General features: G+C 75.2%; 20 protein-coding genes, 2 tRNA genes and 1 other RNA gene. 10 read left to right on the top strand and 13 right to left on the bottom strand.

Features of this window, described 5'->3' with window-relative positions; translation table 11 throughout:
• Positions 1-18 precede the first annotated feature (18 nt).
• On the bottom strand, positions 19-321 hold the full coding sequence (locus M8330_RS10365) for a WhiB family transcriptional regulator (protein ID WP_250053892.1): 303 nt from the start codon (positions 319-321) through the stop codon (positions 19-21).
• A gap of 559 nt (positions 322-880) precedes the next feature.
• Between M8330_RS10365 and M8330_RS10360 the strand changes: the two genes are divergently transcribed.
• A complete protein-coding gene (locus tag M8330_RS10360; RefSeq protein WP_250827257.1) occupies positions 881-3,307 on the top strand; it encodes a transglycosylase domain-containing protein in 2,427 nt (808 codons plus the stop codon).
• 95 nt (positions 3,308-3,402) lie between these two features.
• On the opposite strand, the gene M8330_RS10355 is transcribed toward M8330_RS10360, so the two are convergent.
• Positions 3,403-3,867, bottom strand: a complete 465-nt coding sequence (locus tag M8330_RS10355) for a GatB/YqeY domain-containing protein (protein ID WP_250827256.1) — start codon at positions 3,865-3,867, stop codon at positions 3,403-3,405.
• Between the two features lie 26 nt (positions 3,868-3,893).
• On the opposite strand from M8330_RS10355, the gene M8330_RS10350 reads away from it, so the two are divergent.
• The 4 genes from M8330_RS10350 (at position 3,894) to M8330_RS10335 (ending at position 7,994) form a co-directional block, all read left to right on the top strand.
• Positions 3,894-4,877, top strand: a complete 984-nt coding sequence (locus tag M8330_RS10350; protein ID WP_308196267.1) for a metallophosphoesterase — start codon at positions 3,894-3,896, stop codon at positions 4,875-4,877.
• A gap of 102 nt (positions 4,878-4,979) precedes the next feature.
• Positions 4,980-5,053, top strand: a tRNA-Pro gene (locus tag M8330_RS10345).
• Between the two features lie 149 nt (positions 5,054-5,202).
• Positions 5,203-5,886, top strand: coding sequence for a hypothetical protein (locus M8330_RS10340; protein WP_250827255.1), 684 nt, complete (start codon positions 5,203-5,205; stop codon positions 5,884-5,886).
• Between the two features lie 170 nt (positions 5,887-6,056).
• A complete protein-coding gene (locus M8330_RS10335) occupies positions 6,057-7,994 on the top strand; it encodes a cadherin-like domain-containing protein (RefSeq protein WP_250827304.1) in 1,938 nt (645 codons plus the stop codon).
• A gap of 68 nt (positions 7,995-8,062) precedes the next feature.
• Here M8330_RS10335 and M8330_RS10330 read toward each other — a convergent pair whose 3' ends face one another.
• The 7 genes from M8330_RS10330 to ffs form a co-directional block, all read right to left on the bottom strand.
• Positions 8,063-9,112 carry an aspartate-semialdehyde dehydrogenase gene (locus M8330_RS10330; protein WP_250827254.1) on the bottom strand — a complete coding sequence of 350 codons (1,050 nt, stop codon included), beginning with the start codon at positions 9,110-9,112 and terminating at the stop codon, positions 8,063-8,065.
• Positions 9,109-10,386 carry an aspartate kinase gene (locus M8330_RS10325; protein WP_250053887.1) on the bottom strand — a complete coding sequence of 426 codons (1,278 nt, stop codon included), beginning with the start codon at positions 10,384-10,386 and terminating at the stop codon, positions 9,109-9,111. Before M8330_RS10325 ends, M8330_RS10330 begins: the two co-directional genes overlap by 4 nt.
• A gap of 121 nt (positions 10,387-10,507) precedes the next feature.
• Complete coding sequence (locus M8330_RS10320) at positions 10,508-11,122, bottom strand: DUF5063 domain-containing protein (RefSeq protein WP_250827253.1); 615 nt, start codon at positions 11,120-11,122, stop codon at positions 10,508-10,510.
• On the bottom strand, positions 11,119-11,715 hold the full coding sequence (gene recR / locus M8330_RS10315) for a recombination mediator RecR (protein ID WP_250053874.1): 597 nt from the start codon (positions 11,713-11,715) through the stop codon (positions 11,119-11,121). The genes M8330_RS10320 and recR overlap by 4 nt, the downstream gene beginning before the upstream one ends.
• Before the next feature lie 46 nt (positions 11,716-11,761).
• The gene (locus M8330_RS10310; RefSeq protein ID WP_250827252.1) at positions 11,762-12,169 is read right to left on the bottom strand and encodes a YbaB/EbfC family nucleoid-associated protein; all 408 of its coding nucleotides are present in this window, start codon (positions 12,167-12,169) and stop codon (positions 11,762-11,764) included.
• Between the two features lie 136 nt (positions 12,170-12,305).
• Entirely contained in the window at positions 12,306-14,813 is a 2,508-nt protein-coding gene (locus M8330_RS10305) for a DNA polymerase III subunit gamma and tau (RefSeq protein WP_250827251.1), read from the bottom strand.
• A gap of 149 nt (positions 14,814-14,962) precedes the next feature.
• An RNA gene (ffs, locus tag M8330_RS10300) (signal recognition particle sRNA small type) lies at positions 14,963-15,053 on the bottom strand.
• Between the two features lie 118 nt (positions 15,054-15,171).
• On the opposite strand from ffs, the gene M8330_RS10295 reads away from it, so the two are divergent.
• A tRNA-Ser gene (locus tag M8330_RS10295) sits at positions 15,172-15,257 on the top strand.
• A gap of 76 nt (positions 15,258-15,333) precedes the next feature.
• Here the strand turns inward: M8330_RS10295 and M8330_RS22440 are convergent.
• The 4 genes from M8330_RS22440 to M8330_RS10275 form a co-directional block, all read right to left on the bottom strand.
• Positions 15,334-16,719 carry a type VII secretion protein EccB gene (locus M8330_RS22440; RefSeq protein WP_250827250.1) on the bottom strand — a complete coding sequence of 462 codons (1,386 nt, stop codon included), beginning with the start codon at positions 16,717-16,719 and terminating at the stop codon, positions 15,334-15,336.
• On the bottom strand, positions 16,716-18,212 hold the full coding sequence (locus M8330_RS10285; protein WP_443689924.1) for a hypothetical protein: 1,497 nt from the start codon (positions 18,210-18,212) through the stop codon (positions 16,716-16,718). The genes M8330_RS22440 and M8330_RS10285 overlap by 4 nt, the downstream gene beginning before the upstream one ends.
• 68 nt (positions 18,213-18,280) lie before the next feature.
• Entirely contained in the window at positions 18,281-18,580 is a 300-nt protein-coding gene (locus M8330_RS10280; RefSeq protein ID WP_250053864.1) for a WXG100 family type VII secretion target, read from the bottom strand.
• Positions 18,581-18,650: 70 nt separating this feature from the next.
• Positions 18,651-18,971: a WXG100 family type VII secretion target gene (locus M8330_RS10275; RefSeq protein ID WP_250827248.1), complete on the bottom strand. Its 321-nt coding sequence runs from the start codon at positions 18,969-18,971 to the stop codon at positions 18,651-18,653.
• Between the two features lie 210 nt (positions 18,972-19,181).
• Here M8330_RS10275 and eccCb point away from each other — a divergent pair, with 210 nt between their 5' ends.
• From eccCb to M8330_RS10255, 4 genes are all read left to right on the top strand, one after another.
• Positions 19,182-22,862 carry a type VII secretion protein EccCb gene (gene eccCb, locus M8330_RS10270; RefSeq protein ID WP_250827247.1) on the top strand — a complete coding sequence of 1,227 codons (3,681 nt, stop codon included), beginning with the start codon at positions 19,182-19,184 and terminating at the stop codon, positions 22,860-22,862.
• Between the two features lie 167 nt (positions 22,863-23,029).
• Positions 23,030-23,224, top strand: a complete 195-nt coding sequence (locus M8330_RS10265) for a hypothetical protein (RefSeq protein ID WP_250053858.1) — start codon at positions 23,030-23,032, stop codon at positions 23,222-23,224.
• Between the two features lie 104 nt (positions 23,225-23,328).
• On the top strand, positions 23,329-23,643 hold the full coding sequence (locus M8330_RS10260; RefSeq protein ID WP_250053856.1) for a type II toxin-antitoxin system VapB family antitoxin: 315 nt from the start codon (positions 23,329-23,331) through the stop codon (positions 23,641-23,643).
• Positions 23,640-24,149 carry a LytR C-terminal domain-containing protein gene (locus M8330_RS10255; protein WP_250053854.1) on the top strand — a complete coding sequence of 170 codons (510 nt, stop codon included), beginning with the start codon at positions 23,640-23,642 and terminating at the stop codon, positions 24,147-24,149. Before M8330_RS10260 ends, M8330_RS10255 begins: the two co-directional genes overlap by 4 nt.
• Positions 24,150-24,194 lie beyond the last annotated feature (45 nt).

Here is a 24,194-nt window from a genome sequence, read left to right as displayed (position 1 = left end):
CCTGGGGGGCCGGCTGGTTCAGCGACCGACCGGAGCGGCCGTGCGCGTCGGAGCGCTCGGGTTGGTGCGTGCCGTCTCGAGCACCTGGCGCCACGAGGACGCCGGCTTGCGACGGAGCAGGGCACGGCGCTCACGCTCCGTCATGCCACCCCACACGCCCCACTCGATCTGGTTGTCGAGGGCCTCTGCGAGGCACTCGGTGCGGACGGGGCAACCGCCGCACATCATCTTCGCCTTGTTCTGCTCGGCGCCGCGCACGAAGAGCTCGTCCGGCTGCGCCTCTCGGCAGGCCGCCTCAGGCGCCCAGTCTTCAACCCACATGATGTCGTCCCCACATCATTCCAGGGGCCCGCGACCTCCACCCCCATGGCGGTCGTCGGACCCGTTACTTGTCCCTGGTTAAAGTTAAACCGCCGTCGTGCCGACCTTTGCAGGCACGAATTGCCCAAACCTTCTAGTCCGATATGACTAGTCCGAGTGCACCCCCGGAACCCTGGGGGATCACCGCCGGGCGACCGTCGCGTTACAGCAACGTTTCAGAACGCTGCAACACCCGTTGCAACCGTTCCCGACCTGGATTCTGACCAGGTCAGACACCCACCGGGGTTCCGGGCCATGCCGCTCACCCCTGCGGGCTGACCCACAGGGCCACCCAGGCCGGGCGCAGGTTTCACCGGACGCCGGTGCACGGCCGTGGCCACGACGGCCTCGGCCCGCCCGGGCCGGGTGGTACCCCCACCTCCCCGACCGGGCCAGCCCGACCGGGCCGGGGCCCCGCGGAGGCCCCGTGGACGAACCTGTGAGACGCCTGCGCGGGTCCTCCGCCGGGGCGGCCGCGACGACGCGGCCAGGCTGGGGGTGCTCCCGTACCCTTGCGCCCATGTCCGCTTCCCGCACCGCGGCCCGGATCACCTCCCACCTCGGGGTGATGGTCGCCGTCTCCGTCGTGCTCGGCGTCGTCGTCGCCGGTCTCGCCATCCCGTTCGCCGGCCTCGTGGGCCTGAGCGCGCAGGGTGTCGCCGAGACCATGGACGACCTCCCCGAGGAGCTGGAGACCGGCGACCTGGCCCAGCGCACCACCATCCTCGACGTCGACGGCAACACGATCGCGACGCTGTACGACCAGAACCGTGTCGAGGTGCCGCTGCGGCAGGTCTCGCGCACGATGGTCAAGGCGATCCTCTCGATCGAGGACTACCGGTTCTACGAGCACGGCGCGCTGGACGTGAAGGGCACGCTGCGTGCCTTCGTGACCAACCAGGCCTCGGGCGGCACCGTCCAGGGCGGTTCGTCGATCACGCAGCAGCTGGTGAAGCAGACCCTGATCAACCAGGCGGCGACCGAGGAGGAGCAGGCGGCGGCCACGGCGGACACCTACGCGCGCAAGCTCACCGAGCTGCGGTACGCGGTCGCGCTGGAGGAGCAGCACTCCAAGGACTGGATCCTCGAGCGCTACCTCAACATCGTCTACTTCGGCGACGGCGCCTACGGCATCCAGGCGGCGGCCAAGCACTTCTTCAACGTCAACGCCAAGGACCTCAACGTCAAGCAGTCGGCGATGCTCGCCGGCATGGTCAAGAACCCCTACGGGTACGACCCGACCAACGACAAGGCCCGCGCCAAGGACCGTCGTGACGTCGTCATCCAGCGGATGGCGGACCTGTCGGTGATCAGCCAGAAGCGGGCCGCCAAGCTGCGCAAGCAGGGCCTGGGCCTGGACGTGCAGAAGAACCAGAACGGCTGCGTCTCCGCGACCGCCCCGTTCTTCTGCGACTACGTCGTCAACTACCTGGTCGCCGACTCCGACCTGGGGCGCTCCGAGAAGGCGCGTCGTCGCCTGCTCTACACCGGCGGCCTCACCATCCAGACGACGCTGGACATGGACTTCCAGAACGCCGCGGACACCTCCGTCTCCAACGCCGTGCAGCCGACCGACGGGGCCATCGGCGGCCTGGCCATGGTCGAGCCGCTGACCGGTGACGTGAAGGCGCTGGCGCAGTCCCGTCCGATGGGCCGGAAGAAGAAGCAGGGCGAGACCTACCTGAACTTCGTGGTGCCCAAGGAGTACGGCGACTCCAACGGCTTCCAGCCGGGCTCGACGTTCAAGCCGTTCGTCCTGGCCACCGCCATCGAGCAGGGCATCCCGCTGAACACGCAGATCGCCTCGCCGCAGACGATCACCCTGCCGATCAGCTCCTTCCGCGACTGCAGCGGCCCGATCCAGAGCACCCAGGACTACGAGGTCAACAACTCCACGGGCTACGGCACCTACACGCTCTACACGGGCACCCAGCAGTCGGTGAACACGTTCTTCGTGCAGCTCGAGCAGCGCGTCGGCATCTGCAAGCCCTACAACCTCGCGGTGAAGATGGGCATCCAGAACCTCAAGGGCAAGACCGCCCGCAGCCTGTACGAGGTGCCGGCCTTCACCCTGGGCGTCGCCGACACCAGCGTGCTGGAGATGGCCGAGGCCTACGCGACCTTCGCCGGTCGCGGCGTCCACTGCGACTCGCGCCCGGTCACCTCGATCACCGGCCCGAACGGCAACACGGTCAAGGAGTACGACTCCAGCTGCGAGCGGGTCATGCAGGCCACGACCGCCGACGGCGTCGCGGACGTGCTCCGCGGCGTCATCGAGGGCGGCTTCGCCTCCGCCCAGGCGCTCGACCAGCCCGCGGGCGGCAAGACCGGTACCACCCAGAGCGGCCGCGCCGTCTGGTTCGCCGGCTTCACCCGCAACATGGCGGCCGTCTCGATGGTGGCCGGCGTGAACAACCTCGGCCAGCCCGAGTCGCTGGTGGGCAAGTACCTCAACGGCCGCTACGTGGCCTCGGCCTCGGGCTCCACCTACGCCGCGCCGATCTGGGGCGACGCGATGAAGGCTATCGACGACCAGCTGGCGAACGAGAACTTCGTGGCTCCCACCGACGCGGTCGTCAACGGCGTGCAGACGACCGTCCCCTCGGTCTCCGGCATGACCATCGAGACCGCCCGCCAGACGCTGAAGGACGCCGGCTTCGGCGTCTCCGTCGGCAGCTCGGTGAACTCCTCGCTCTCGGCCGGTCTGGTGGCCTACAGCTCGCCGGGCGGCGGCAGCACCGCCGCGGAGAACTCCTTCGTCATCCTCTACCCCTCCAACGGCGTCCCGCCGGTCGTGAACACCCCCAGCACCGGGGGCAACAACGACGGTGGCAACAACAACGGCGGCAACAACGGCGGGAACGACGGCGGCGGCAACAACAGCGGCGGCGGCAACAACGGCAACGGCAACGGCGGGGGCAACAACGGCGGCGGCAACAACGGCTAGCCCCCACCCCGCCTGACGCGACAGGGCCCCGGACCGATCATCGGTCCGGGGCCCTGCTCGTCCTGCGGTCGACGCCCTCGGTCGCCGCCTCGGTCTCAGGAGGCGCCGAGCTGCTTCTTCACCTCGGCGGCCACCGCGCCGCCGTCCGCGCGACCCTTGGTCTGCTTCTGCACCACGCCCATCACCTTGCCCATGGCGCGCATCCCCTCGCCGGCGGCGCCGGTGGACTCCACCGCGGCCGCGACGATCGCGGCGATCTCCTCGTCGGTCAGCTGCTCGGGCAGGTACTCGGCGATGACGCCGGCCTCGGCCTCCTCGCGCTGCGCGGACTCGGCCCGCCCGCCCTCGGCGAAGGCGGACGCGGCCTCGCGGCGCTTCTTCGCCTCGCTGGTCAGCACGGTGACGACCTCGTCATCGGTGAGCACCTTGGCGCTCTTGCCCGCGACCTCGGCGTTGGTGACGGCGGACAGGACCATCCGCAGGGTGGAGGACCGCAGCTCGTCGCGTGCCTTCATGGCGGCGGTGAGGTCGGTGCGGAGACGGTCCTTGAGAGTGGTCATGGGCGCCATTGTGGCAGCCTGGCCTCGTGCGACACACGTCGATTCCCGCCCCGCCGCGCCTGCTGCGCGACGCGCTGGCCCGACCGCTGCCCACCCCCGGCCCCGCCGTGCTCGCGGGCCTCGGCCTGGCGGCGGCCGGCGGCGCCGCGCTGGCCGCCGGCGCCGCCGAGGCCCGCCGCTACACCCTGCGCCGCCACCGACTGGCGGGGCTGCCCGCCGGGGCGGACCCGATCCGCGTGCTGCACCTCTCCGACATCCACCTCACCCCGGGCCAGGAGCGCAAGCGGGACTGGCTGACGCGGCTCTCCGCGCTGCCCGTGGACCTCGTGGTCAACACCGGCGACAACCTCTCCCACCAGCGTGCGGTCGGCCCGCTGGTCGAGGCCCTCGGCCCGCTCCTGGATGCGCCGGGCGTCTTCGTCCTGGGCTCCAACGACTACTTCGAGCCGCGCGTGCGCAACCCGTTCCAGTACCTGCTGCCCGACACCGGCAAGCGGCGCACCGACGTGCCGGAGCTGCCGTGGCGGCACATGGCCGCCACGTTCACCGGTCGCGGGTGGCTGGACCTCACCAACACCACGGGGCGGTTGAGCGTGAAGGGTGTCGACCTGGCCTTCGCGGGGGTCGACGACCCGCACCTGGCCTACGACGACCTCGCCGCGGTCGACGACGCCGCACCCGTGGACGCCGGCGTGCGGCTCGCCGTCGCGCACGCGCCGTACCTGCGCGTGCTGGACCACTTCGCGCAGCGCGGGTGGGACGCGATCCTGGCCGGCCACACCCACGGCGGCCAGGTCTGCCTGCCGAACGGCCGGGCGCTCACCACCAACTGCGACCTCGACAACGCGCGCGCCCGCGGGCTGCACCGGCACCCGGCCGACTCCCGGCCCGGCGACCCCGCCTCGTCCTGGCTGCACGTGTGCGCGGGGCTCGGCACCAGCCCCTTCGCCCGGGTGCGCGTCGCGTGCCGCCCGGAGGCCGTCCTGCTGACCCTGGAGCCGGTGGCCTGAGCGGGCGCGGGCCGACCCGTCCAGGGATGCTCCCCGATTGGGGGCCGACCACGCCGCTGGGCTATGCTCCCGTGCTTGTGAGCCACCGTTGGTGGAGCACATCGGGCTGTGGCGCAGCTTGGTAGCGCGCCTCGTTCGGGACGAGGAGGCCGCAGGTTCAAATCCTGTCAGCCCGACCCTCAGGTGCCCCGGCACCGACAGCAGGGCCCGGACCCACGAGAGTGGGTCCGGGCCCTGCGTGCGTCTGCCCTCCCCCTCACCCCGAGCCCACCGCGGGACCCCTGGGCGTATGTCCCCGCACCGTGGCGCGTGCCACACTGCGGGCATGCCTGACTCCGAGCGCGACAAGCTCGCCGCGCCCAGCCTCGGGCGCCTGCTCGGCCGCCGCCGCGGCGCCGACGCCGCGGCCGACGAGGGCGCGGCCGACGAGGGCGCACCGAGTCCTGACATGACGTCGCACCCGGACGCGGCCACGACCGAGCAGCCGACCCTCGTCCAGCCGGCGCCGGAGCGCGTGCCCGTCGCCGAGGCCCGACCCCAGCCCGACCCCCAGCCGGACCCCCAGCCCGAGCCCGCAGGCCCGGGGCGCCGCGAGCGTGCGACGGCGGCACTGGCGGCGGGCCTGGAGGGCGCCCGCGGACTGTCCCCGGCCGCCGTGGCTCCGCTCGCGGGGCTCGGCTCCGGGGCGGCCATGGTCGCGCTGGTGGCACTCTCCTCCCAGGGCTGTCGCGCGGCGCTGGGCTCGAGCAGCTGCGGCACGGGCCTGGGAGCCACGCTGCTGGTGCTCGTGCTGGTCGCGGGGGTCCTGGCCGGCGGGCTGCTGCTGCGGCTCGTCTCCGCGCCCCAGGCGGTCGCGACGGCCCTGCTGGGCACCGGCGCCACCGCCGTCGTCGCCGTGCTGCTCGCGGACCGGCTGCCCAGCCCCTGGCTGCCCCTGCTGCTGCTCGTCGTCTCGGCCGTGGCCTACGCGGGCGCCCAGCGACTCACCGAGGCCGCGGAGGCCGTCTGAGCCGTCCCGCCTGACGGGCAGCGACCGTGCACGCCGACACTGGTTCACATCCCTGAACCGGCGGGTCATATCGTGAATATTTGCGGCTAACTGTTCACGTGGGTGAATCAGACCCCTATGCTCCCGGAAGCCCGCCGATGTGACGGGCGTCTCCTGGAGAAGGAACCGTGATGCAGCCTCGCGCCGTCCGCCCACCCCGCTCCGCCGCCCTCGTGGCACTGGCGGGGCTCCTCGCCGGCCTGCTCAGCGTGGTCCTGCCGCCGCCTGCGGCCGTCGCTGCCGACGGCGACGTGATCGCCTGGGTGGAGGTCGAGGACGGCGTCATCAGCGGTGGTCCGGCCTTCAACTCCGGCGACCACGGCAACTTCTCCGGCACCGGCTCCCACACGTTCCGGGAGACGGGGATGACCTCCACCATGAGCGTCACGGCGCCGGAGGCGGGCACGTACCCGCTCTACGTCCGCTACGCCGCGGGGCCGCTGGGCCCCGACGAGAACGTCACGCGGTCCATGGGGCTGCTCACCAACGGCGGCGACCGCCAGCAGCTGAGCCTGCCGATGACGAGCTACGAGAACTGGGAGGCCTGGGACTTCGTGGCCGCCGAGGTCACCCTCCAGGCCGGGGCCAACACGATCGCCCTCGCCTGCGACCGCAGCATCGACTTCTGCCGCCTCAACTTCGACGCGATCCAGGTCGGGGGCACGGCGCCCGACGCGTGCACGGCGACGCCGGTCGCCCCGGGCTGGGCGGGCCTGTTCGACGGCACGTTCACGTCCTTCGACGGCTGGCGCAAGGCCGGGCTCGGGGGCTTCGGCCGGCAGACCGACTGCACGATCCTCAGCGTGCGCGGACGCGGCGCGACGTGGGCCACGCAGCAGCTGACGGCGCCCTACACGCTGCGCCTCGACTGGCTCCGTGAGGGTCTCAACGACGACTCCGCCGTGCACCTCGGCTCCACCGGCCGGGCCGGCGCCGACCCCGTGGGCGGGGTCTCCGTCCTCATCGGCGCCGACGGCGCGGGCATCCGCACCGCGGACGGGACGCTCCACCCCGCCGGTGCGGAGGCCGCGACGGCCGAGCACCCCACGGGGCAGTGGAACACCTACACCCTCCGGGTCACCACGACGGGCGTCGAGGTGCTCCTCGACGACGTCGTGGTGAACGCGTGGTCCGGCACCCTGCCCACCACCGGCTTCATCGGCCTGCAGAACCGCAGCTCCACCGACCAGGTGCGCTTCCGCGACGTGCAGGTCCGTCCGGGCGTGGCACCGGTCGGCGTGGCCGACTCGTACGCCACCGACGCGGACGTCACTCTCGAGGTCGAGGCGCCGGGCGTGCTGTCCAACGACACCGACGCCGACGGCAGCCCGCTCACGGCCGCGGTCGTCGACCAGCCGGCGCACGGCGTCCTGACCCTGGCCAAGGACGGCTCGTTCACCTACGCCCCCGAGACGGGCTTCGTGGGGTCCGACGCGTTCACCTACGCCGCCTCCGACGGCGTGGAGAGCGCGGCCCCGACCACGGTGACGCTCACCGTCGCCGAGGTCGCCGACGCCACCGAGCTGTCCGCCGCGGCGGAGGCGTTCGCCTACGGGCGCCGCGGCGCGGTCCGCGTGACCCTCGCCCCGTCGGCGAACGGTGGCGACGTCGAGGTGCTCGAGGGTGGGACGCTGCTCGGCAGCGTCCCCGTGGCGGACGGGGCCGCGTCGGTGCCGCTCGCCCGGAAGGCCCTGCGTCCGGGCCTGCACGCGCTCACCGTCCGCTACACCGGCACGCCCTCCTGGGCGGCCTCGTCCACCGTCGTCGACGTCCGGGTGCGGAAGGCGCGCCCGCGGATGACGGTGCGGGCGCCGCAGCGGGTCCGCCTCGGTCGGCGCGCCCGTGTGCGGGTCGACCTGGCCGCGGGCCGCGGCGTGCCGGTGGCGGGCCGGGTCCGCGTGGCGGCGCCGGGCCTGGCGGCTCGGACACAGCGTCTGCGCGGCGGCGAGACCACGTTCCGGCTGCCCCGCGCCCGGCGCGTCGGCAGGACTCGCCTCACCGTCACCTACCTCGGCAGTCGGCTCGTCGCGCGGACGACGCAGCGGGCCACCATCCGGGTCACGCGATAGGCCCCCGCTGCCACGACGACAGCGGCCCCCGTCCTGGTGGACGGGGGCCGCTGCGGCGTCGGAGGGCGTCAGCGCGAGGCTGCGACCAGCTCGGCGATCTGCACGGTGTTGAGGGCGGCGCCCTTGCGCAGGTTGTCGTTGCTGATGAACAGCGCGAGGCCACGGTCGCCGTCGACGCCCGGGTCGGTGCGCAGGCGACCGACGTAGGACGGGTCCTTGCCGGCGGCGGCGAGCGGGTTAGGGATGTCGGCCAGCTCGACGCCCGGGGCGGCGGCGAGCAGCTCGGCGGCCCGCGCCGGGGTCATCGGACGCTCGAACTCGGCGTTGATCGCGAGCGAGTGACCGGTGAAGACCGGCACGCGCACGCAGATGCCCGAGACCTTGAGGTCCGGGATCCCGAGGATCTTGCGGGACTCGTTGCGGAGCTTCTGCTCCTCGTCGGTCTCGTTGAGGCCGTCGTCCACGAGGTTCCCCGCGAAGGGCAGGACGTTGTAGGCGATGGTCTTCTTGTAGACGCCCGGCTCGCCGAACGCCACGGCCTCGCCGTCGTAGGCGAGCTCCCTGGCCTTCTCGCCGGCGGTCGCGACGCCACCGGCCAGCTCCTCGACGCCGGCGATGCCGGAGCCGGAGACGGCCTGGTAGGTCGAGGCGATCAGGCGGACGAGGCCCGCCTCGGCGTGCAGCGGCTTGAGCACCGGCATCGCGGCCATCGTCGTGCAGTTCGGGTTGGCGATGATGCCCTGGCCCGCCTCGATGACGCCGGCGGCGGCCTCCGGGTTCACCTCGGAGACGACCAGCGGGATCGACGGGTCCTTGCGGAACGCGCTGGAGTTGTCGACCACGATGACGCCGGCCTCGGCGAACTTCGGGGCCAGGGCGCGCGAGGCGGTGGCGCCGGCGGAGAACAGCGCCACGTCCAGGCCCGCGGGGTCGGCAGTGGCGGCGTCCTCGACGACGACCTCGGTGCCCCGGTAGTCCAGGACCTTGCCCGCGGAGCGCGCGGAGGAGAAGAAGCGGATGCTCGCGACCGGGAAGTCCCGCTCGGCGAGGATCTGGCGCATCGCGACACCGACCTGGCCGGTGGCGCCGACGACGCCGATGTGCAGACCGTCGCTCATCGCCCGGTACCTCCGTAGACCACGGCCTCGACCTCGGTGGCGTCCAGGTCGAACGCGGTGTGCGTCGCACGGACGGCGGTGTCGACCTGCTGCTCGGCCACGATCACCGAGATGCGGATCTCCGAGGTGGAGATCATCTCGATGTTCACCCCGGCGGAGGCCAGCGCGGTGAAGAACTTGGCGGTGATGCCGGGGTGGCTGCGCATGCCGGCGCCGATGAGGGACACCTTGCCGACGCGGTCGTCGTAGAGCAGCTTGTCGTAGCCGACCTCGTCCTGGATGCGGGCCAGCGTCGACATGGCGCCCTGGCCGTCGTCGCGGGGCAGCGTGAAGGAGATGTCGGTGAGCCCCGTGGAGGCCGCCGACACGTTCTGCACGACCATGTCGATGTTCACCTCGCTGTTGGCGAGGGTCTCGAAGATGCGCGCGGCCTCGCCCACCTTGTCGGGCACGCCGACCACGGTGATCTTGGCCTGGGACCGGTCGTGCGCCACGCCGGAGATGATCGCCTGCTCCACGTCAGAGGCTCCGTCCTGCTCGGATTCGGGGGTGATCCAGGTGCCCTCGACGTAGTCGAAGGAGGTGCGCACGTGGATCGGGACGTTGTACCGGCGCGCGTACTCCACGCAGCGCAGGTGGAGGACCTTCGCGCCGCTGGCCGCCATCTCGAGCATCTCCTCGGTGGAGACACGGTCGAGCTTGCGGGCCGCGGGGACGATCCGGGGGTCGGCCGAGAAGACGCCGGCCACGTCGGTGTAGATCTCGCAGACCTCGGCGCCCAGCGCGGCGGCGAGCGCCACGGCGGTGGTGTCGGAGGCGCCACGGCCCAGGGTCGTGACGTCCTTGGTGTCCTGCGAGACACCCTGGAAGCCGGCCACGATGGCCACGGCCCCCGTCTTCAGCGCGCCCTCGATGCGGCCCGGCGTGATGTCGATGATCTTCGCCCTGCCGTGCACCGAGTCCGTGATGACGCCGGCCTGCGAGCCCGTGAACGACTGTGCCTCGTACCCGAGCTGGGTCACGGCCATCGCCAGCAGCGCCATGGAGATGCGCTCACCGGCGGTGAGCAGCATGTCCAGCTCGCGCGGCGGCGGCAGGGGTGTCACCTGCTGCGCCAGGTCTCGCAGGTCGTCCGTCGTGTCGCCCATCGCGGAGACGACCACGACGACGTCCTTGCCCTGCTTGCGCGTGTTCACGATCCGCTGGGCGACGCGCTTGATGCCGTCCGCGTCGGCCACGGAGGACCCGCCGTACTTCTGCACGACAATGCTCACGAGGAGCTCCTCTTCGGTTCCGCCGGTCCGGGCGAGGGAGACTTTCCCCTGCGCCCGAGGCCGCTCGTCCCCGCCGCGCGTGGGGCGCGCAGGGGCTCGCCGAGCGGGCCAGGGACGAAGTCTACCGAGCGTCGGGGCCGGTGCTCTCCAACATCTCATTCGCGACGGCCACCTGGTCGGCGTCCACCACGACCTCGGCGTCGAGCCGGTCGTGGGCGACGACCGAGAGCAGGGCGTTGAGCGCCGCGCCGGCCAGGTTGCCCCACGAGGAGACGTAGGAGAACTGCCACCACCACAGGGCCTCGGCCACGTTGCCCTGCTGGTAGTGGCGCAGGCCCGTGTCGAGGTCGGTGGCGATGGAGGTGAGGTCGTCGGAGAGCTGGCTCTCCACGACGTCCGGCACGTACGGGTCGAAGACGAAGCCGTAGGTGTCCACCCCGCCGAGCATGTCGGCGAGGCTCAGGCGCATGTCGTCGAGGTCCGGCTCGGGGCCGACGTCCGGCTGGTACTCCGAGCGCGGCGTGAAGTCCCGCTGGGCGCCCAGGCGTGCACCGGCGAGGAGCACCTGGCTGATCTCCAGCAGCAGCAGCGACACCGCGCGACCGCCGTCGCGCTCGGTGGCCATCGCGCGCAGCGCCACGAGGAAACCGCCGACGGTGTCGGCGATGTCTCCGGCGAGCGCCCGGTCCTGGGCGTCGAGGACCACGGGCCCGGTGCCCGCACTGTTCTCCGTCATTGTGCTGCCCGCCTCCCAGCAAAGGCTCGTCCGAGGGTGACCTCGTCGGCGTACTCGAGGTCGCCGCCTACCGGCAGTCCACTCGCCAGGCGCGTCACGCGCAAGTCCATCACCGTGAGCATCCGGGTGAGGTACGTCGCCGTGGCCTCGCCCTCGAGGTTCGGGTCCGTGGCGAGGATGACCTCGGTGACCGTGCCGTCGGCCAGCCGCGTCATCAGCTCGCGCACGTGCAGCTGGTCGGGGCCGATGCCGTCGATCGGGCTGATCGCCCCGCCCAGCACGTGGTAGCGGCCCTTGTACTCCCGGGTGCGCTCGATCGCGACGACGTCCTTGTACTCCTCCACCACGCACAGGACGGACGGGTCGCGCCGCGGGTCACGACAGATGCGGCACGTGTCCTCCTCGGTGACGTTGAAGCACACGGTGCAGAACTTCACCTTGGCCTTGACCTCGATCAGGACGTCGGCGAGCCGCCGGACGTCCGTCGGGTCGGCCTGCAGGAGGTGGAAGGCGATCCGCTGCGCGGACTTCGGACCCACGCCCGGCAGCCGGCCGAGCTCGTCGATCAGGTCCTGGACGACGCCCTCGTACAAGCGCGTGCTCCTCTCGGGGCGGCCGGGTCACCCGGCCGGGAAGGGGTCAGAAACCGAAGCCGCCGGAGCCGGGCGTGCGCCCGCCGGGGAGTCCATCGGTGCCGGGCATGCCCGGCATGCCGCCGGCCAGCGGGCCGAGCGTGTCCTGGGCGTTGCGGTCGGCCTGGGCCTTGGCGTCGCGGTAGGCGGCGACGACGAGGTCGCCCAGCTCGGCGAGGGAGTCGGCGTCCGTGCCCTCCAGGACGCCCTCCTTCAGGTCGACGCCCACCAGGTCGCCGGTGCCGCTCACGGTGACGTTGACGGCCCCGCCGGCCACGCTCCCCGTGACGACGGCCTCGGCCAGCCGCTTCTGGGTCTCCATGAGCTGCTCCTGCATGGCCTGGGCCTGCTGGAGCAGGGCGCCCATGTCGAAGCCGCCCTCGCCGCCCATGCCCTCGAACGGGTTCTGCGTCATCGCACTCTCCGTGGTGTGTCGGTGTCGTTGCCGGCCCCCGGGGCCGGCCTCTGCGTCCGGCGCGGCGGCCGGGCCTGCCGGACCAGTGTGCCCTCCGGGCGGCTGCCCGGTCCGCGACCGGCCCGTGGCGTGCTGCTCACTGGTGCCGGATCTCCTCGATGACCTTGGCCCCCAGCTCGCGGGCCAGCAGCTCGGCGCCGGCCAGGTCGTCGGTCTCGGCGTCCTCGTCGTCCATCGTCACGTCGGCGTCCGGGTCGTGCGTGGGCGCGGCCGGTTCCTCCGCGGCGGCCGGGCCGGATCGGGTCGCCTGGATCGCGCTGCGCGCCGCGGAGATCCCGCCGCTGCCGAGCCGGCGGGCGGTGGGCTGCCCCGCCGCGTCCGGTGCCGGCGCCTCGGGGCGGCCCCGTCCGGACCGCCCGTCGTCGGGCGGCAGGTCCTCGGTCGGCTCGCCGTCGGCCCACGAGGGCGGCTCGGCGTCCGCCCAGGCGGGACGGGACTCCTCCGGTGCGGCCGCGGTCCGCCCCGGCCGCTGGTCCGTCTCGCGGGTCGCCGGCGGCGCGGTGTCGTCGGCCCAGGCGGGGGGACGCTCCGCCGCCGGGGCGGCCTGCTCGGCCGGGCGCTGGTCGGGGCGGGCCCGGCCCTCGGGCTCGCCCCGGCCACGCTGCGAGGAGGCGTCCGGTGCCGACTCCGACGGGGCGGCCGGCCGCGGCGCGGCCGGGGCGGCTGCGGGCTCGGGGGCGCGGGCGGCCGGGCGGGTCACGACCGGACCGTCGGGGCTGGCACCGGGGTCGACGATGGTCTCGATCCGCCAGTCCATCCCGACGACGTCGATGGCCGCCTGGCGGACGATCTCCGCGCTGCCGCCGGAGTCGAAGGAGGCCCGGGCGCCGGTGTTCGCGAACCCGAGGGTCAGCGTCTTCGCGTCCACGGCGACGACCTGGGCGTTCGTGGTCAGGTGGATCCACGTCACGCGGCGCCGCTGCTTGGTCGCCTCGACGATGTCGGGCCACAGCCGGCGCACCTCGACCAGGCTGAGCCCCGCGGCGGGCTCAGCGGCGGGCTCGGCGGGCTCAGCGGCCGGCTCACCGACCGAAGGCCGGGGCGCGGCCGAAGGCGGGGGCGAGGTCGGCGCCGGGCGGTCGGGCACGGCCCAGGGGTCGTCCTGCGGCGCCCGGGGCGCTGCGGTCTCCGGGGCTGTGGGCGCCACGGCTCCCGCGGGTCCGGCAGCGGGGGCCCGCGTCTCCTCGGCGGGCTGCCGCTCGACCGGGGTCTGCGGTGCCGGAGCCTGCTGGGCCGCAGCCTGCGGCGCCGGCGCCGGGGCCGGCGCGGCGGCGGGGATCCGCGTCTCCTCCGGCAGCACCGGGGTGATCGACTCGGCCGGCGGCTCGGGAGCGTGGGACTGCGCCGGGACGGGCCGGGGCCGGTCCTGCGCGGGGGCGCTGGGGGCGTGGTGCGCGGGCGCGCTGACCTGACCCGAGACCGACATGCGCCGCTCGACCCGGTCCAGCCGGGCCGCCAGGCCGTCGGTGCCGTGGTCGGCACCGGGCAGCAGCACCCGGGCGCAGATGAGCTCGAGCAGGAGGCGCGGGGCGGTGGCGCCGCGCATCTCGGTGAGCCCGGCGGCCACGATGTCCGCGGCGCGGGTGAGGTCGGCGGCACCGAAGCGGGAGGCCTGCCCGACCAGTCGCTCGCCGGCGTCCTCGGAGACGTCGATGAGGCCCGAGGCGGGCGCATCCGGGACGGCGGCCACGATCACGAGGTCACGCAGGCGACGCAGGAGGTCCTCGGTGAAGCGGCGCGGGTCCTGCCCGGTCTCGATCACCTTGTCCACGACGCCGAAGACCGCGGCTCCGTCGGCGGCGGCGAACGCGTCGACCACCTCGTCGAGCAGCGAGTCGGGCGTGTAGCCGAGCAGGCCGGTGGCCAGCTGGTAGGTCACGCCCTCGGGCCCGGCGCCGCCGAGCAGCTGGTCGAGCACGGAGAGGGTGTCGCGGGCGGAGCCGCCGCCGGCGCGCACGACGAGCGGGATCGCGGCCTGCTCGATGCCGACGCCCTCGAGGTCGCACAGCTCGGTCAGGTAGCTCGAGAGCAGCCGCGGCGGGATCAGCCGGAACGGGTAGTGGTGGGTGCGCGAGCGGATGGTGCCGAGCACCTTCTCCGGCTCGGTGGTGGCGAAGATGAACCGCAGGTGCGGCGGGGGCTCCTCGACGAGCTTGAGCAGGGCGTTGAAGCCCTGCGTGGTGACCATGTGGGCCTCGTCGATGATGTAGACCTTGTAGCGGCTCTTCACCGGCGCGAAGAACGCCTTCTCGCGCAGGTCACGGGCGTCGTCGACACCACCGTGCGAGGCCGCGTCGATCTCGATGACGTCGATCGAGCCGGGACCCCCGCGGGCCAGGTCGCGGCAGGACTCGCACTGCCCGCACGGCTCGGGGGTCGGCCCCTGCTCGCAGTTGAGCGCGCGGGCGAGGATGCGGGCGGAGGTGGTCTTGCCGCAACCGCGCGGACCCGAGAACAGGTAGGCGTGGTTGACCCGGTTGTTGGCCAGGGCCGCACGCAGCGGACCGGTCACGTGGTCCTGCCCGATGACCTCGGCAAAGGTCTCGGGCCGGTAGCGGCGGTACAGGGCGAGGGGCGACTCCACACGCAGACCCTAACGAGCCCGACCGACAGTCGCCGTGCCGCCGAGGTCAGCGCTGTGGAGGAGGGCGCCGGACCAGCCGCTGGACCGGGCGGAGGGGCCTCGCCGGGAGCGGCGACGGCCGCTCGACCGGGGGCTGGGGCCAGGAACGAAGAGGCCCCCCACGCACCCGACAGAGCTCACTTACCCTTGCTGCGTTTCCGCCCTGGGGGAGTTGGGCGAGATGCCGCCACGTGGGGGGTTGCCCCCACTCTAGGCGAGCACCGACGGGGCGCCCAAGACGGGGGCCGTCCCCGGCGGCCCGCGCCGCTCGGTCCGCCGGATTTCGCGACCACCGGCGCTCACCGGTAACTTACGTCTCGGAGGTATCGCCTAGTGGCCTATGGCGCTCGCTTGGAAAGCGGGTTGGGTTAACAGCCCTCGGGGGTTCGAATCCCCCTACCTCCGCCGCAGCCGAAGGCGCCGCACCAGCAGGTGCGGCGCCTTCGTCGTTCCCACGGTGCTGCGCGGTCCGGCCGGCCGGCTACCGCCCGCCCCGCTCCGCACCACGCAGCTCCCCACCACGCAGCTCGCCACCACGCAGCACCGCGGCCGCCGAGAGGCGCGGGCCGGCCTCCACCAGGCGCAGCCAGGACGCCGACACCGTCAGGGGCGTCGCCTCCCCCAGCCCCAGCGCGTCGGCCGCGTCGGGGCCGAGCCGGTGACCGGTGCCGTCGGAGACCAACCAGGTCCACCCCGTGGCCGCGACCAGCGCCGCCCGGGGTCCGGTGCCCTCGGGCACGAGCCCCCACGCGGGCTCCTCGTCCGTGGATGCTGAGAGGCACAGGTCCGCGTCCCCGCCGACGACGGGGACGGCGGCCGGCCACCCGTCCGGGCGCAGCGCCGGCCCCAGGCCGCCGGCCGAGCCCTGCACCAGTCGGCCCGGGGACGTGGCCCGCGCCGGGAGGTCGCCGGCCAGGGCGGCCCACACGCGGGCGGCGAACCGGTCCAGGGGCCGCAGCGACCCCGCCGCGTCCACCACCCGGGACCCGGAGCGGGTGTGGTCCCCGACCCGGACGCCGGCGGGTCGGCCGGGCGCGGGTCGCCCGAGCCTGCCCCCAGCCACCACGTCGGCGAACGCCGCCGGGCTCAGCGGCGCACCGGTCGGCAGCAGCCCGACCCAGGCGGCGGGCACCGCGCGGGCCCAGCGAGCGGCGGGCTGACCGAGCGCGGCCAGCACCTCGTCGCTGCCCGGGGGCACCCGCAGGCGGACCAGCCCGCCCGCGCGGTCGGGCGTGACCAGCCAGGTGACGTCGGTGCCGGCGGCGCGCACCAGCACCGCTCCCGTCGCGCTCCCCGCGCTCGCAGCAGACCCGGTGAGCGTCAGCGTGGCGCTCCCCCGGGCGCCGGCGCAGACCGTCCACCCGGTCGCGAGCTGGTCGGGCTCCGGGAGACGCGTGGGCGCGCCGGCGAGGCCGAGGGGCCTGCCGGTCGGGAGGGAGGCGAGCACGTCGGCGGGCGCGGTCACCGGGGACGCGGCGGCCTCGCCGAGCACGAGCCGCGCCGCGATCGCGTTGCCGACGGGGTGCAGCACGGCCGTCTGGTCCGGCGCGCCGGCCGCCGCGCCCTGAGGCTCGTCGAGCAGGGCGTAGGCCTGCCCGGCGGCGTCCAGCACGAGCGCCGGTGCCTGCAGCTCCTCGACCTCGCGTGCGACGACGGCGCCGTCCGTGGGCCCGCCGCCCGGTGCCGATGAGCCCATCGCGGCGACGACCCCGGGCACGACCGCCACCAGCACCGCCAGCAGGGCCCCCAGGACGAGGCGGCGCCAGGGCGGCCCCGGCTCGTCGGCGCCCGGCGTCCGACCGACGAGCGCGGCGGCGGTGCGGCGGCGGTGCCAGCCCTCCGCCTCGAGGAGGTCGCGCCGGCTCACCACGGCCACCACCCGCTCTCGCCGAGCAGCTCCGCGAGGTCGGGGCCGAGCCCCGCCGCCAGCACGGCGGCGGGCAGGAGGAGCACGAGGAGCAGGGACTCCACCGCGTCGCCCCACCGGGCCAGCCGCAGAGCGGTCGTGCCGCCCGGCGTTCGGCCGACCACGAGCACGAGGCCCGCCGCGAGCAGGACGACTGCCGCGGCGGTCGACGACCGCCCGACCAGGGCGGGCGCGAGCACGCAGACCGCGGCCGCGACGGCCGCGACGACCAGGCCCGTCATCCGGAGCGGACCGCGGGCGTGCCGGGCGCGTAGCCCCACCAGCAGCGCCGCGAGGACCGGCAGCACCGAGGCTACGAGCGTGCCGGTGATGGCGAGGACCGCTGCGCACGCCGCCGTCACCGGCACGCTCGCGGCCGCGGAGCCGAGCAGCAGGTCGTGGGCGGGGCGGGTGCCGCGTCCCGGGCCGTCACCAGGGTCTGCACCGTCGGTCTCGGCGACGAGCGCGGCCGCCCACCAGGGCGCGAGGTTGCCGGCCATCACCGTGAGGGTCAGGACGACGCTCGCCCCCGCGGCCGGGGTGCCGCCGACCAGGACGACGCCCGCGCCCGCGGCCAGGCCTGCGCCGGCCACGAGCCCGGGCAGGCAGAGCCCCCAGCGGCGACCGAGCAGGCCCGCCGCGGTGCCGGCGACGAGGAGCGTGACGAGCCCCGAGGTCGCCGGTGCGGCCGGCCCGTGGACCCCGAGACGGTCCGCAGCCGGCAGCGCGGCGAGCCCGGCCAGCGCGGCGGAGCCCGTGCCCACCAGGGCAGCGGTCGGAGCACTGCGGGCGCGGGTGGGACGCACCAGCAGCAGGAGCGACAGGGCGCCGAGGGCCGCGGCGGTCGTCGGGAGCGCCGCGGACGCGAGGACGCCGGGGGCGAGCCCGGCGCCGGCGACGAGGAGCCAGGCCGTGAGCACCGGCGCCCTGAGGACCGACGCTGTGAGGACCGGCGCCGTCAGGACCGGGGCCGAGAGCCCCGGGCCGGGGGACCGGTCGTCGCCGATGACCCGTGCGACCCGTGCAGCGGGGTCGTCCGCGGGCGCTCCCGGTTCCTCCAGGCCGAGCAGCAGCAGTGCTCCGTCCGGCACAGCGGGGCCCGCCGACGCCGCGAGACCGTCGGCGAGCGGCACCGCGACCGGCACGGGCGTGCCGTCCGCCAGTCGTGCTGCGAGACGGGCGCGCGGCGCGGCCGCCAGCGTCGCCTCGTCCAGGCCGACGAGCCCGGCGAGGTCGGGTCGCTCGGCGAGCACCTCGACGAGGCAGAGGGAGTCGGGGACGGCGACGTCCACCGCTCCCCCGGGGCCCCGGAGCGTCAGCCGCAGCAGGGCGCCGGGGCGGATGGGCGGGGAGGCGACCGACTCGACGGCGCGACGGCGACCGCCGACGGGGTGGCGCGGCGCCGCCCCCGGCTCGGGGTCCGGGGGCGGCAGGAAGCCGGGCGGGTGGGTCATCACGGTTCCCTCCTGGTCGGCCCCGCGGGGCCGGTGGTCGGGCGGATCTGTCGGGTCAGGCGGCCAGGTCAGGCACCGAAGAGCGCCGCGCCCCGCAGGTCGGCGGCGCGGTAGTCCTCGTTGGCCTGCGCCACGGCGCCGGAGGTGCGGGCGAGGAGGTCGTGCATGCCGGCCACCTGCTCGTCCCACCCGGCCTTGGCCGTGTCGTAGGCGGTGCGGGCCGAGCCGACCCAGGCGCCCCGCAGGGCGGCGAGGTCGCCGTCGAGCTGGGCGAGGCGGGACTGGATGTCGCGGACCGCGCGGGCGAGGTCCTGGCTACCGCCCTCGAGCCGGGCGTGGTCGACGCGGATGCCGTCGAGGTCGTTCATGGGTGCTCCTTCTGTCAGTGGGGTGCGGGGGTGTGGTGGGTGCGGGTGGTGTCCGTGGCGCGGGGCGGCGTCACGGCAGCGCGCCGAGCGCGGACTGGAGCCGTGCCATGGCGCCCTGCTGCGCGTCGTCGGTGGCGGTGTTGTCCTGCTCGGTGGTGCGCAGGTCGGCCTCGAAGCGGTCGAGCACCGCCACGACCTGTCGCTGCCGGGCGTCCCACGCGGCGGCGAGGGCGGAGAACGCGGCCGCGCCCTGCCCGCCCCAGCCGGCGCGGAGGTTCGCGACGTCACCCTCGAGGCGACGGCCCACCTGGTCGAGGTCGGTGCGGGCCTGGGACACCAGCGACGCGGCGCGTCCGAGTGCGCCGGCTCCCTGTCCGTAGTCAGCTGGCATGAGCGTGCTCCCTTCTCTCGGTGCCGGCCGGCCCGAGCGGCCCGCCGACGCCCCGACGGCGTGCCGGGACGTCCGTCTGGCTACCCCCGGGGAGCCGCGGAAAACGGCTCGCGGAGTTCTCCACAGGCCGGCGTCCGGCCCGGTCCCGCGGTTGTCCACAGATCGCCGGGCGGGCGTTTCCGAGGCTCGCGCCGGGGCATCCGGTACGGCATGTCCACGACCGACCTGCGCCGTGATCGAGGCCCTGCCACCACCGGTGCCGACGTCGCCCTGCGCCCCGTGCCGAGCCTGCCGCGCGCCGAGTCCGGCGCGGCGGCCACCGCACTGGTCCCGCTCGTCGGCAGCCTCGGCTCGGTGGCGGTGATGATGGCGCTGAGCCCCACCGGCGGTGCCCGCGCCCTCCTGGCCGGTAGCGCGCTCCTCGTGGCGTCCCTGACCTACGGGGTCGTCGCCCTCGAGCGGCAGCGGGGGCAGCGGCGCGAGGCGTTGCGTCGCAGCCGCGCCTCCTACCTGCGGCACCTCGACGAGGTACGGGCGGCGCTCGTGGCCCGCGGCCCGCACCGGGACGAGGCGGCGCACCCGCCCGCGGAGCTGCTCGCCCTGCGGCCACCGCGGGCCCGCCTCGTCCCGGAGGGGTCGCCGTTGCTGGTGCGACTCGGCGCGACGACGCTGGCCGAGCCCGCACTGGCCCCTCCGGGCGCCGAGGAGGAGGCCGACCCGGCACTCGCCCGGGCGGCCGAGCGCCTGGTCGCGGCGTGGTCGCACCGGCCGGGGCCCGCCCTGGTGGACCTGCGCGCGCACGCGCGGCTGACGCTGCCCGCCCCGGCGGCCCGCGCCCTGGTCTGCCAGGCCGCCTGGCAGCTGGCGCCCGCGAGCCTGTCGGTCGCCGTGCCCGGCGCCCCGTCCGCGCGGCGCTCGTGGTCGTGGGTCTCCTGGCTCCCCCACCACGTCACCGCACCGGCGGTGGCCGAGGACGCCGCGGGCGAGGCGCACCGCCTGCTCGTCGTGCCGGCAGGAGGAGCCGTCCCGGCCGGTGACGGCGACGGGCGCACCACCGTCCTGGTCGTCGACGACGACGCCGCCCCGCCCCCGGAGGCCGGACGCCCCGACGTGCTCCCGCGCGACCTGGCCGCCACCACGGCACGCCGGCTGGCCCGGTACGGCGGCGCTGCGCCGACGGGTGGCGACGCCGCGCTGCTCGGGCTGACGCCGCTCGGAGCAGGCGAGGGGGCGGACGACGGAGCAGAGGACGGAGCAGAGGACGGAGCAGAGGACGGAGCAGAGGTCCGGGCGGGCTGGGCCCCCCGCCCGCCGGCCGAGCGCCTGCGCGTGCCGCTGGGCCGCGACCTCGCCGGCGAGCCCGTGCTGCTCGACCTCAAGGAGTCCGCGCTGGGCGGCTCCGGCCCGCACGGCCTGGTGGTCGGTGCCACCGGCTCCGGCAAGTCCGAGCTGCTGCGCAGCCTGGCCCTGGCGCTGGTGGCGGGGCACTCCCCGCGCGACCTCCAGCTGGTGCTGGTCGACTTCAAGGGCGGCGCCACCTTCGCCGGCATCGAGCACCTGCCCCACGTGGCCGCCCACGTCACCAACCTCGCCGGCGAGCTGGCGCTGGTGGACCGGATGGCCGACGCCCTCGCCGGCGAGCTCACCCACCGCCAGGAGGTGCTGCGCGCCTCCGGGCACGACTCCCGCGAGGCCTACGAGCAGGCGCGGGCACGCCAGGACGACCCGACCACCGAGCCGCTGCCCAGCCTGCTCGTGGTCGTGGACGAGTTCTCCGAGCTGCTCGGCGCCCGCCCGGAGATGGTGGAGACGTTCGGGGCGATCGGGCGGCTCGGCCGCTCCCTGGGCGTCCACCTCCTGCTGGCCTCCCAGCGGCTGGAGGAGGGTCGGCTGCGGGGGCTCGAGGCGCACCTGTCCTACCGGGTCGCGCTGCGCACCTTCACCGAGGCCGAGTCGCGCACCGTGCTCGGGGTCCCGGACGCCGGCCGGCTGCCCCGCCGCCCCGGCGAGGGCCTCCTCCAGGCGGACGCCGGCCCGCCGCTGCGCTTCCGCGCCGCCCACGTCTCGGGGCCGGCCCCCGCCGCGCCCCGGCAGGAGCAGGGCTCGGCGGACGACCGCGTCCGCGGCCTGGAGGAGACCCCGTCGCAGGCCGCGGTGACCCAGGACGGCCCCTCCCTGCTCAGCACCACCGCGCAGCGGCTGGCCCGCCCCGTCCCGGGGCACGAGCGGCCCGCGCACCGGGTCTGGCTGCCGCCGCTGGAGGAACCGCCCACCCTGCGTGACCTGCAGCCCCACCGCACCGCGGACGCCTGGGACCTGCCGCTCGGCCTGGTCGACCTGCCCCGGGAGCAGCGCCACGACGTGCTCCGGGTCCGGCTCGGCCTGGGCCACCTCGCGGTGGTCGGCGCGCCGCGGACGGGCCGCAGCACGGCGTTGGCGAGCACCGTGCTCACGCTGGCCGACCGGCTCGGGCCCGACCGGCTGCACGTCCACCTGCTCGACCCCACCGGCGCGCTGGCGCCGCTGGCGGGGCTGCCCCACGTCGCCTCCCGGCTCGACGGGCAGGACCCCACTCTGGTGCGGCGGCTCCTGGACGACCTCGAGCGCACCATCGAGCGGCGCGAGCAGGGCCTGGACGCCCCCGCGGACCCGCACGGCGCCCACACCCTGCTCGTGGTCGACGACGCTGCCGCCCTCCTGGCCGCCCACGACGACGCCGGCGCCCGGCTGGCCCGGCTGGCCGCGCGCGGGCTGCCCGCCGGTCTGCACCTCGCGCTGGGCGCGACCCGGTGGGCGCAGCTGCGTCCCGGCCTGCGCGAGCTGTTCGCCGAGCGGGTCGAGCTGCGCCTGGGAGACCCGGTCGAGTCCGAGGTCGACCGTCGGACCGCCGCGCGGGTGCCCCGGCACCGGCCCGGTCGGGGCACCGCCCCCGGGCAGGTCGCGCCGGGGCGTCCCGAGGGCGGGCACGCCCTCCTGACCGCCGTGCCCGACGACCCGGCCCGCCCCCTGGGCGGTGCGGAGGCGGAGGTCGCACGGCTGACCGCGGCGGCGCACGCGCGCTGGCCCGGGCGCGTCGCCCCGCCGCTGCGGGTGCTCCCCGCCCGCGTCGACCTCGCCGACCTGCGTGCCCGGCACGGCACCCCGGCGGGCACCGGGAGCGGCGCCGTCGTCCTGGCGCTGGAGGAGCGCGAGGACGAGGTGGTCGCGCTGGACCCGGTGACGGAGCCGCACCTGCTGGTGCTTGGCGAGCAGGGCTCGGGCCGCACGACGGTGCTGCGGTCCCTGGCCACCTCCGCGCTGGCCACGTCCGCACTGGCCGCCTCCACGCCGGGCGACGCTCCCGAGGGCGGGCTGAAGGTGCTGGCGCTGGACCCGCGCCGCAGCCTGCTGGGCGACCTGCCGCGCGAGCACCTCCTGGACCACGTGAGCACGCCGGACCGCGCCCGGGCCGCCGTCGCCGACCTCGCCACGTACCTGGCCCGCCGGGTGCCGGGGCCGGACGTCGACCCCGCCCGGCTGCGGGCCCGGGACTGGTGGCGCGGCGCGGAGGTGCTGGTGCTCGTCGACGACCACGACCTGCTGGAGGCCGGCGGGTCGCCGCTCACCCCGCTGCTGCCGCTGCTGCCGCAGGCCCGCGACGTGGGGCTGCGGGTCGCGGTCACCCGCCGCTCCGGTGGGGCCGCCCGCGCCCTGGGCGGCCCAGCGCTGGCGACGCTGCGCGACCTGGCCTCCCCCGGCCTGCTGCTCTCCGCCGACCCGGCCGAGGGTCCCCTGCTCGGCAGCACCCGCCCCGAGCGGGGCGTGCCGGGGCGGGGCCGCCTCGTCACCCGGGACGCCGGGGTGCGGACCGTCCAGGTCGGCTGGTCACCCCCGGGCACGACGGCCGGCTGAAACGACGGAGACAGTCGTTTCTCCTGCCGGGCCGGACCGACCCGGGACAGAAGACTGCAGCGAGCGTCACAGACCGGACAACCTCGCTGTAACACCGCGTCAACGCCACGCTTACACGCGGCTCGCACAGTGGACCTGACTCCACCCCCCACCTCGAGGAGCCCGTCATGACCGCGACCGCCGAGACGCGTCCACTGCTCACCACCGACGACGCCCGGCTCGACCGGCTCGCCGACCAGCGCGAGAACCTCCGCCTGCGGCACTCCCAGCGACTGGCCGAGCTGCTGGAGCAGCGGGAGGACCTGCGCGGCGTCAACGCGCTCGCCGACTTCGTCAGCGCCTCCGTCCGCTGGAGCGCCTGAGCGCCGCGGCCACGGCCCCCGGCGGCGTGCGCCCAGGTCACGGTCCGGTGACACCGGGGCGCCACCACCCCGACGGTCGCGCCGGGACTGCCTAGACTCACCCCGTGATCTTCAAGCGCGTGGGGGACGGTCGTCCCTACCCCGAGCACGGGCTCGCCACCCGTGACTGGGCGGCGCTGCCCCCGCGGCAGGTGCGGCTGGACCAGCTCGTCACCACGAAGGACACCCTGCAGCTGGCTGCCCTCCTCGACGAGGACTCCACCTTCTACGGCGACCTGTTCGCCCACGTGGTGCTGTGGCGCGGCGACATGTACCTCGAGGACGGCCTGCACCGCGCTCTGCGGGCCGCGCTCCAGCAACGGTCGGTGCTGCACGCGCGGGTGCACGCCATCGGCGAGGAGACGACGATCCCCGCATGATCCACGTGCCGCAGGCCCTCAAGACCACGCTCACGCTGCTCGTGCTGGCAGGCGTCCTCGCCGTCGGCGCGTGGTGGGGCTGGTCCTCGCTGACCACCCCGTTCGACGAGGACGCGTCGGCCGACGAGGGCACCTGCGCGCCCCTGGAGATCGCCCGCGGCGACCGGGTCACCCCCGACATGGTCGAGGTTGTCGTGCTCAACAGCGGCAACCGCGCCAACCTCGCCTCGACCGTGATGGAGCAGCTCACCTCGCGCGGCTTCGTCGGGGTCGAGACCGGCAACAGCGAGACCGAGGTCAACCGCGTCCAGGTGTGGGCCCCGACCCGCCGCGGCCCGGGCATCCAGATGCTGATGAGCTCGATGCCGAAGGGCACGAAGGTGCGCAAGCGCGACGTCGACACGCTCACCGTCGTCCTGGGTGACGGCTTCACCGACCTGGCGACCGGCCGCGAGGCGGTCAAGGCCACCCGCGCCGGCACGCTCTGCCAGCCGGCCGCCTCCTGATCAGTCGCGCTCCCTCGGTCGCGCTGCCTGGGTAGCGCTGCCTGG

Origin of the sequence: Nocardioides bruguierae (assembly GCF_023656415.1) — a bacterium.
Classification (GTDB): Bacteria; Actinomycetota; Actinomycetes; order Propionibacteriales; family Nocardioidaceae; genus Nocardioides; species Nocardioides bruguierae.
The sequence above is the reverse complement of the archived record's forward strand: the minus strand, read 5'-3'. Positions and strand labels throughout refer to the sequence as shown.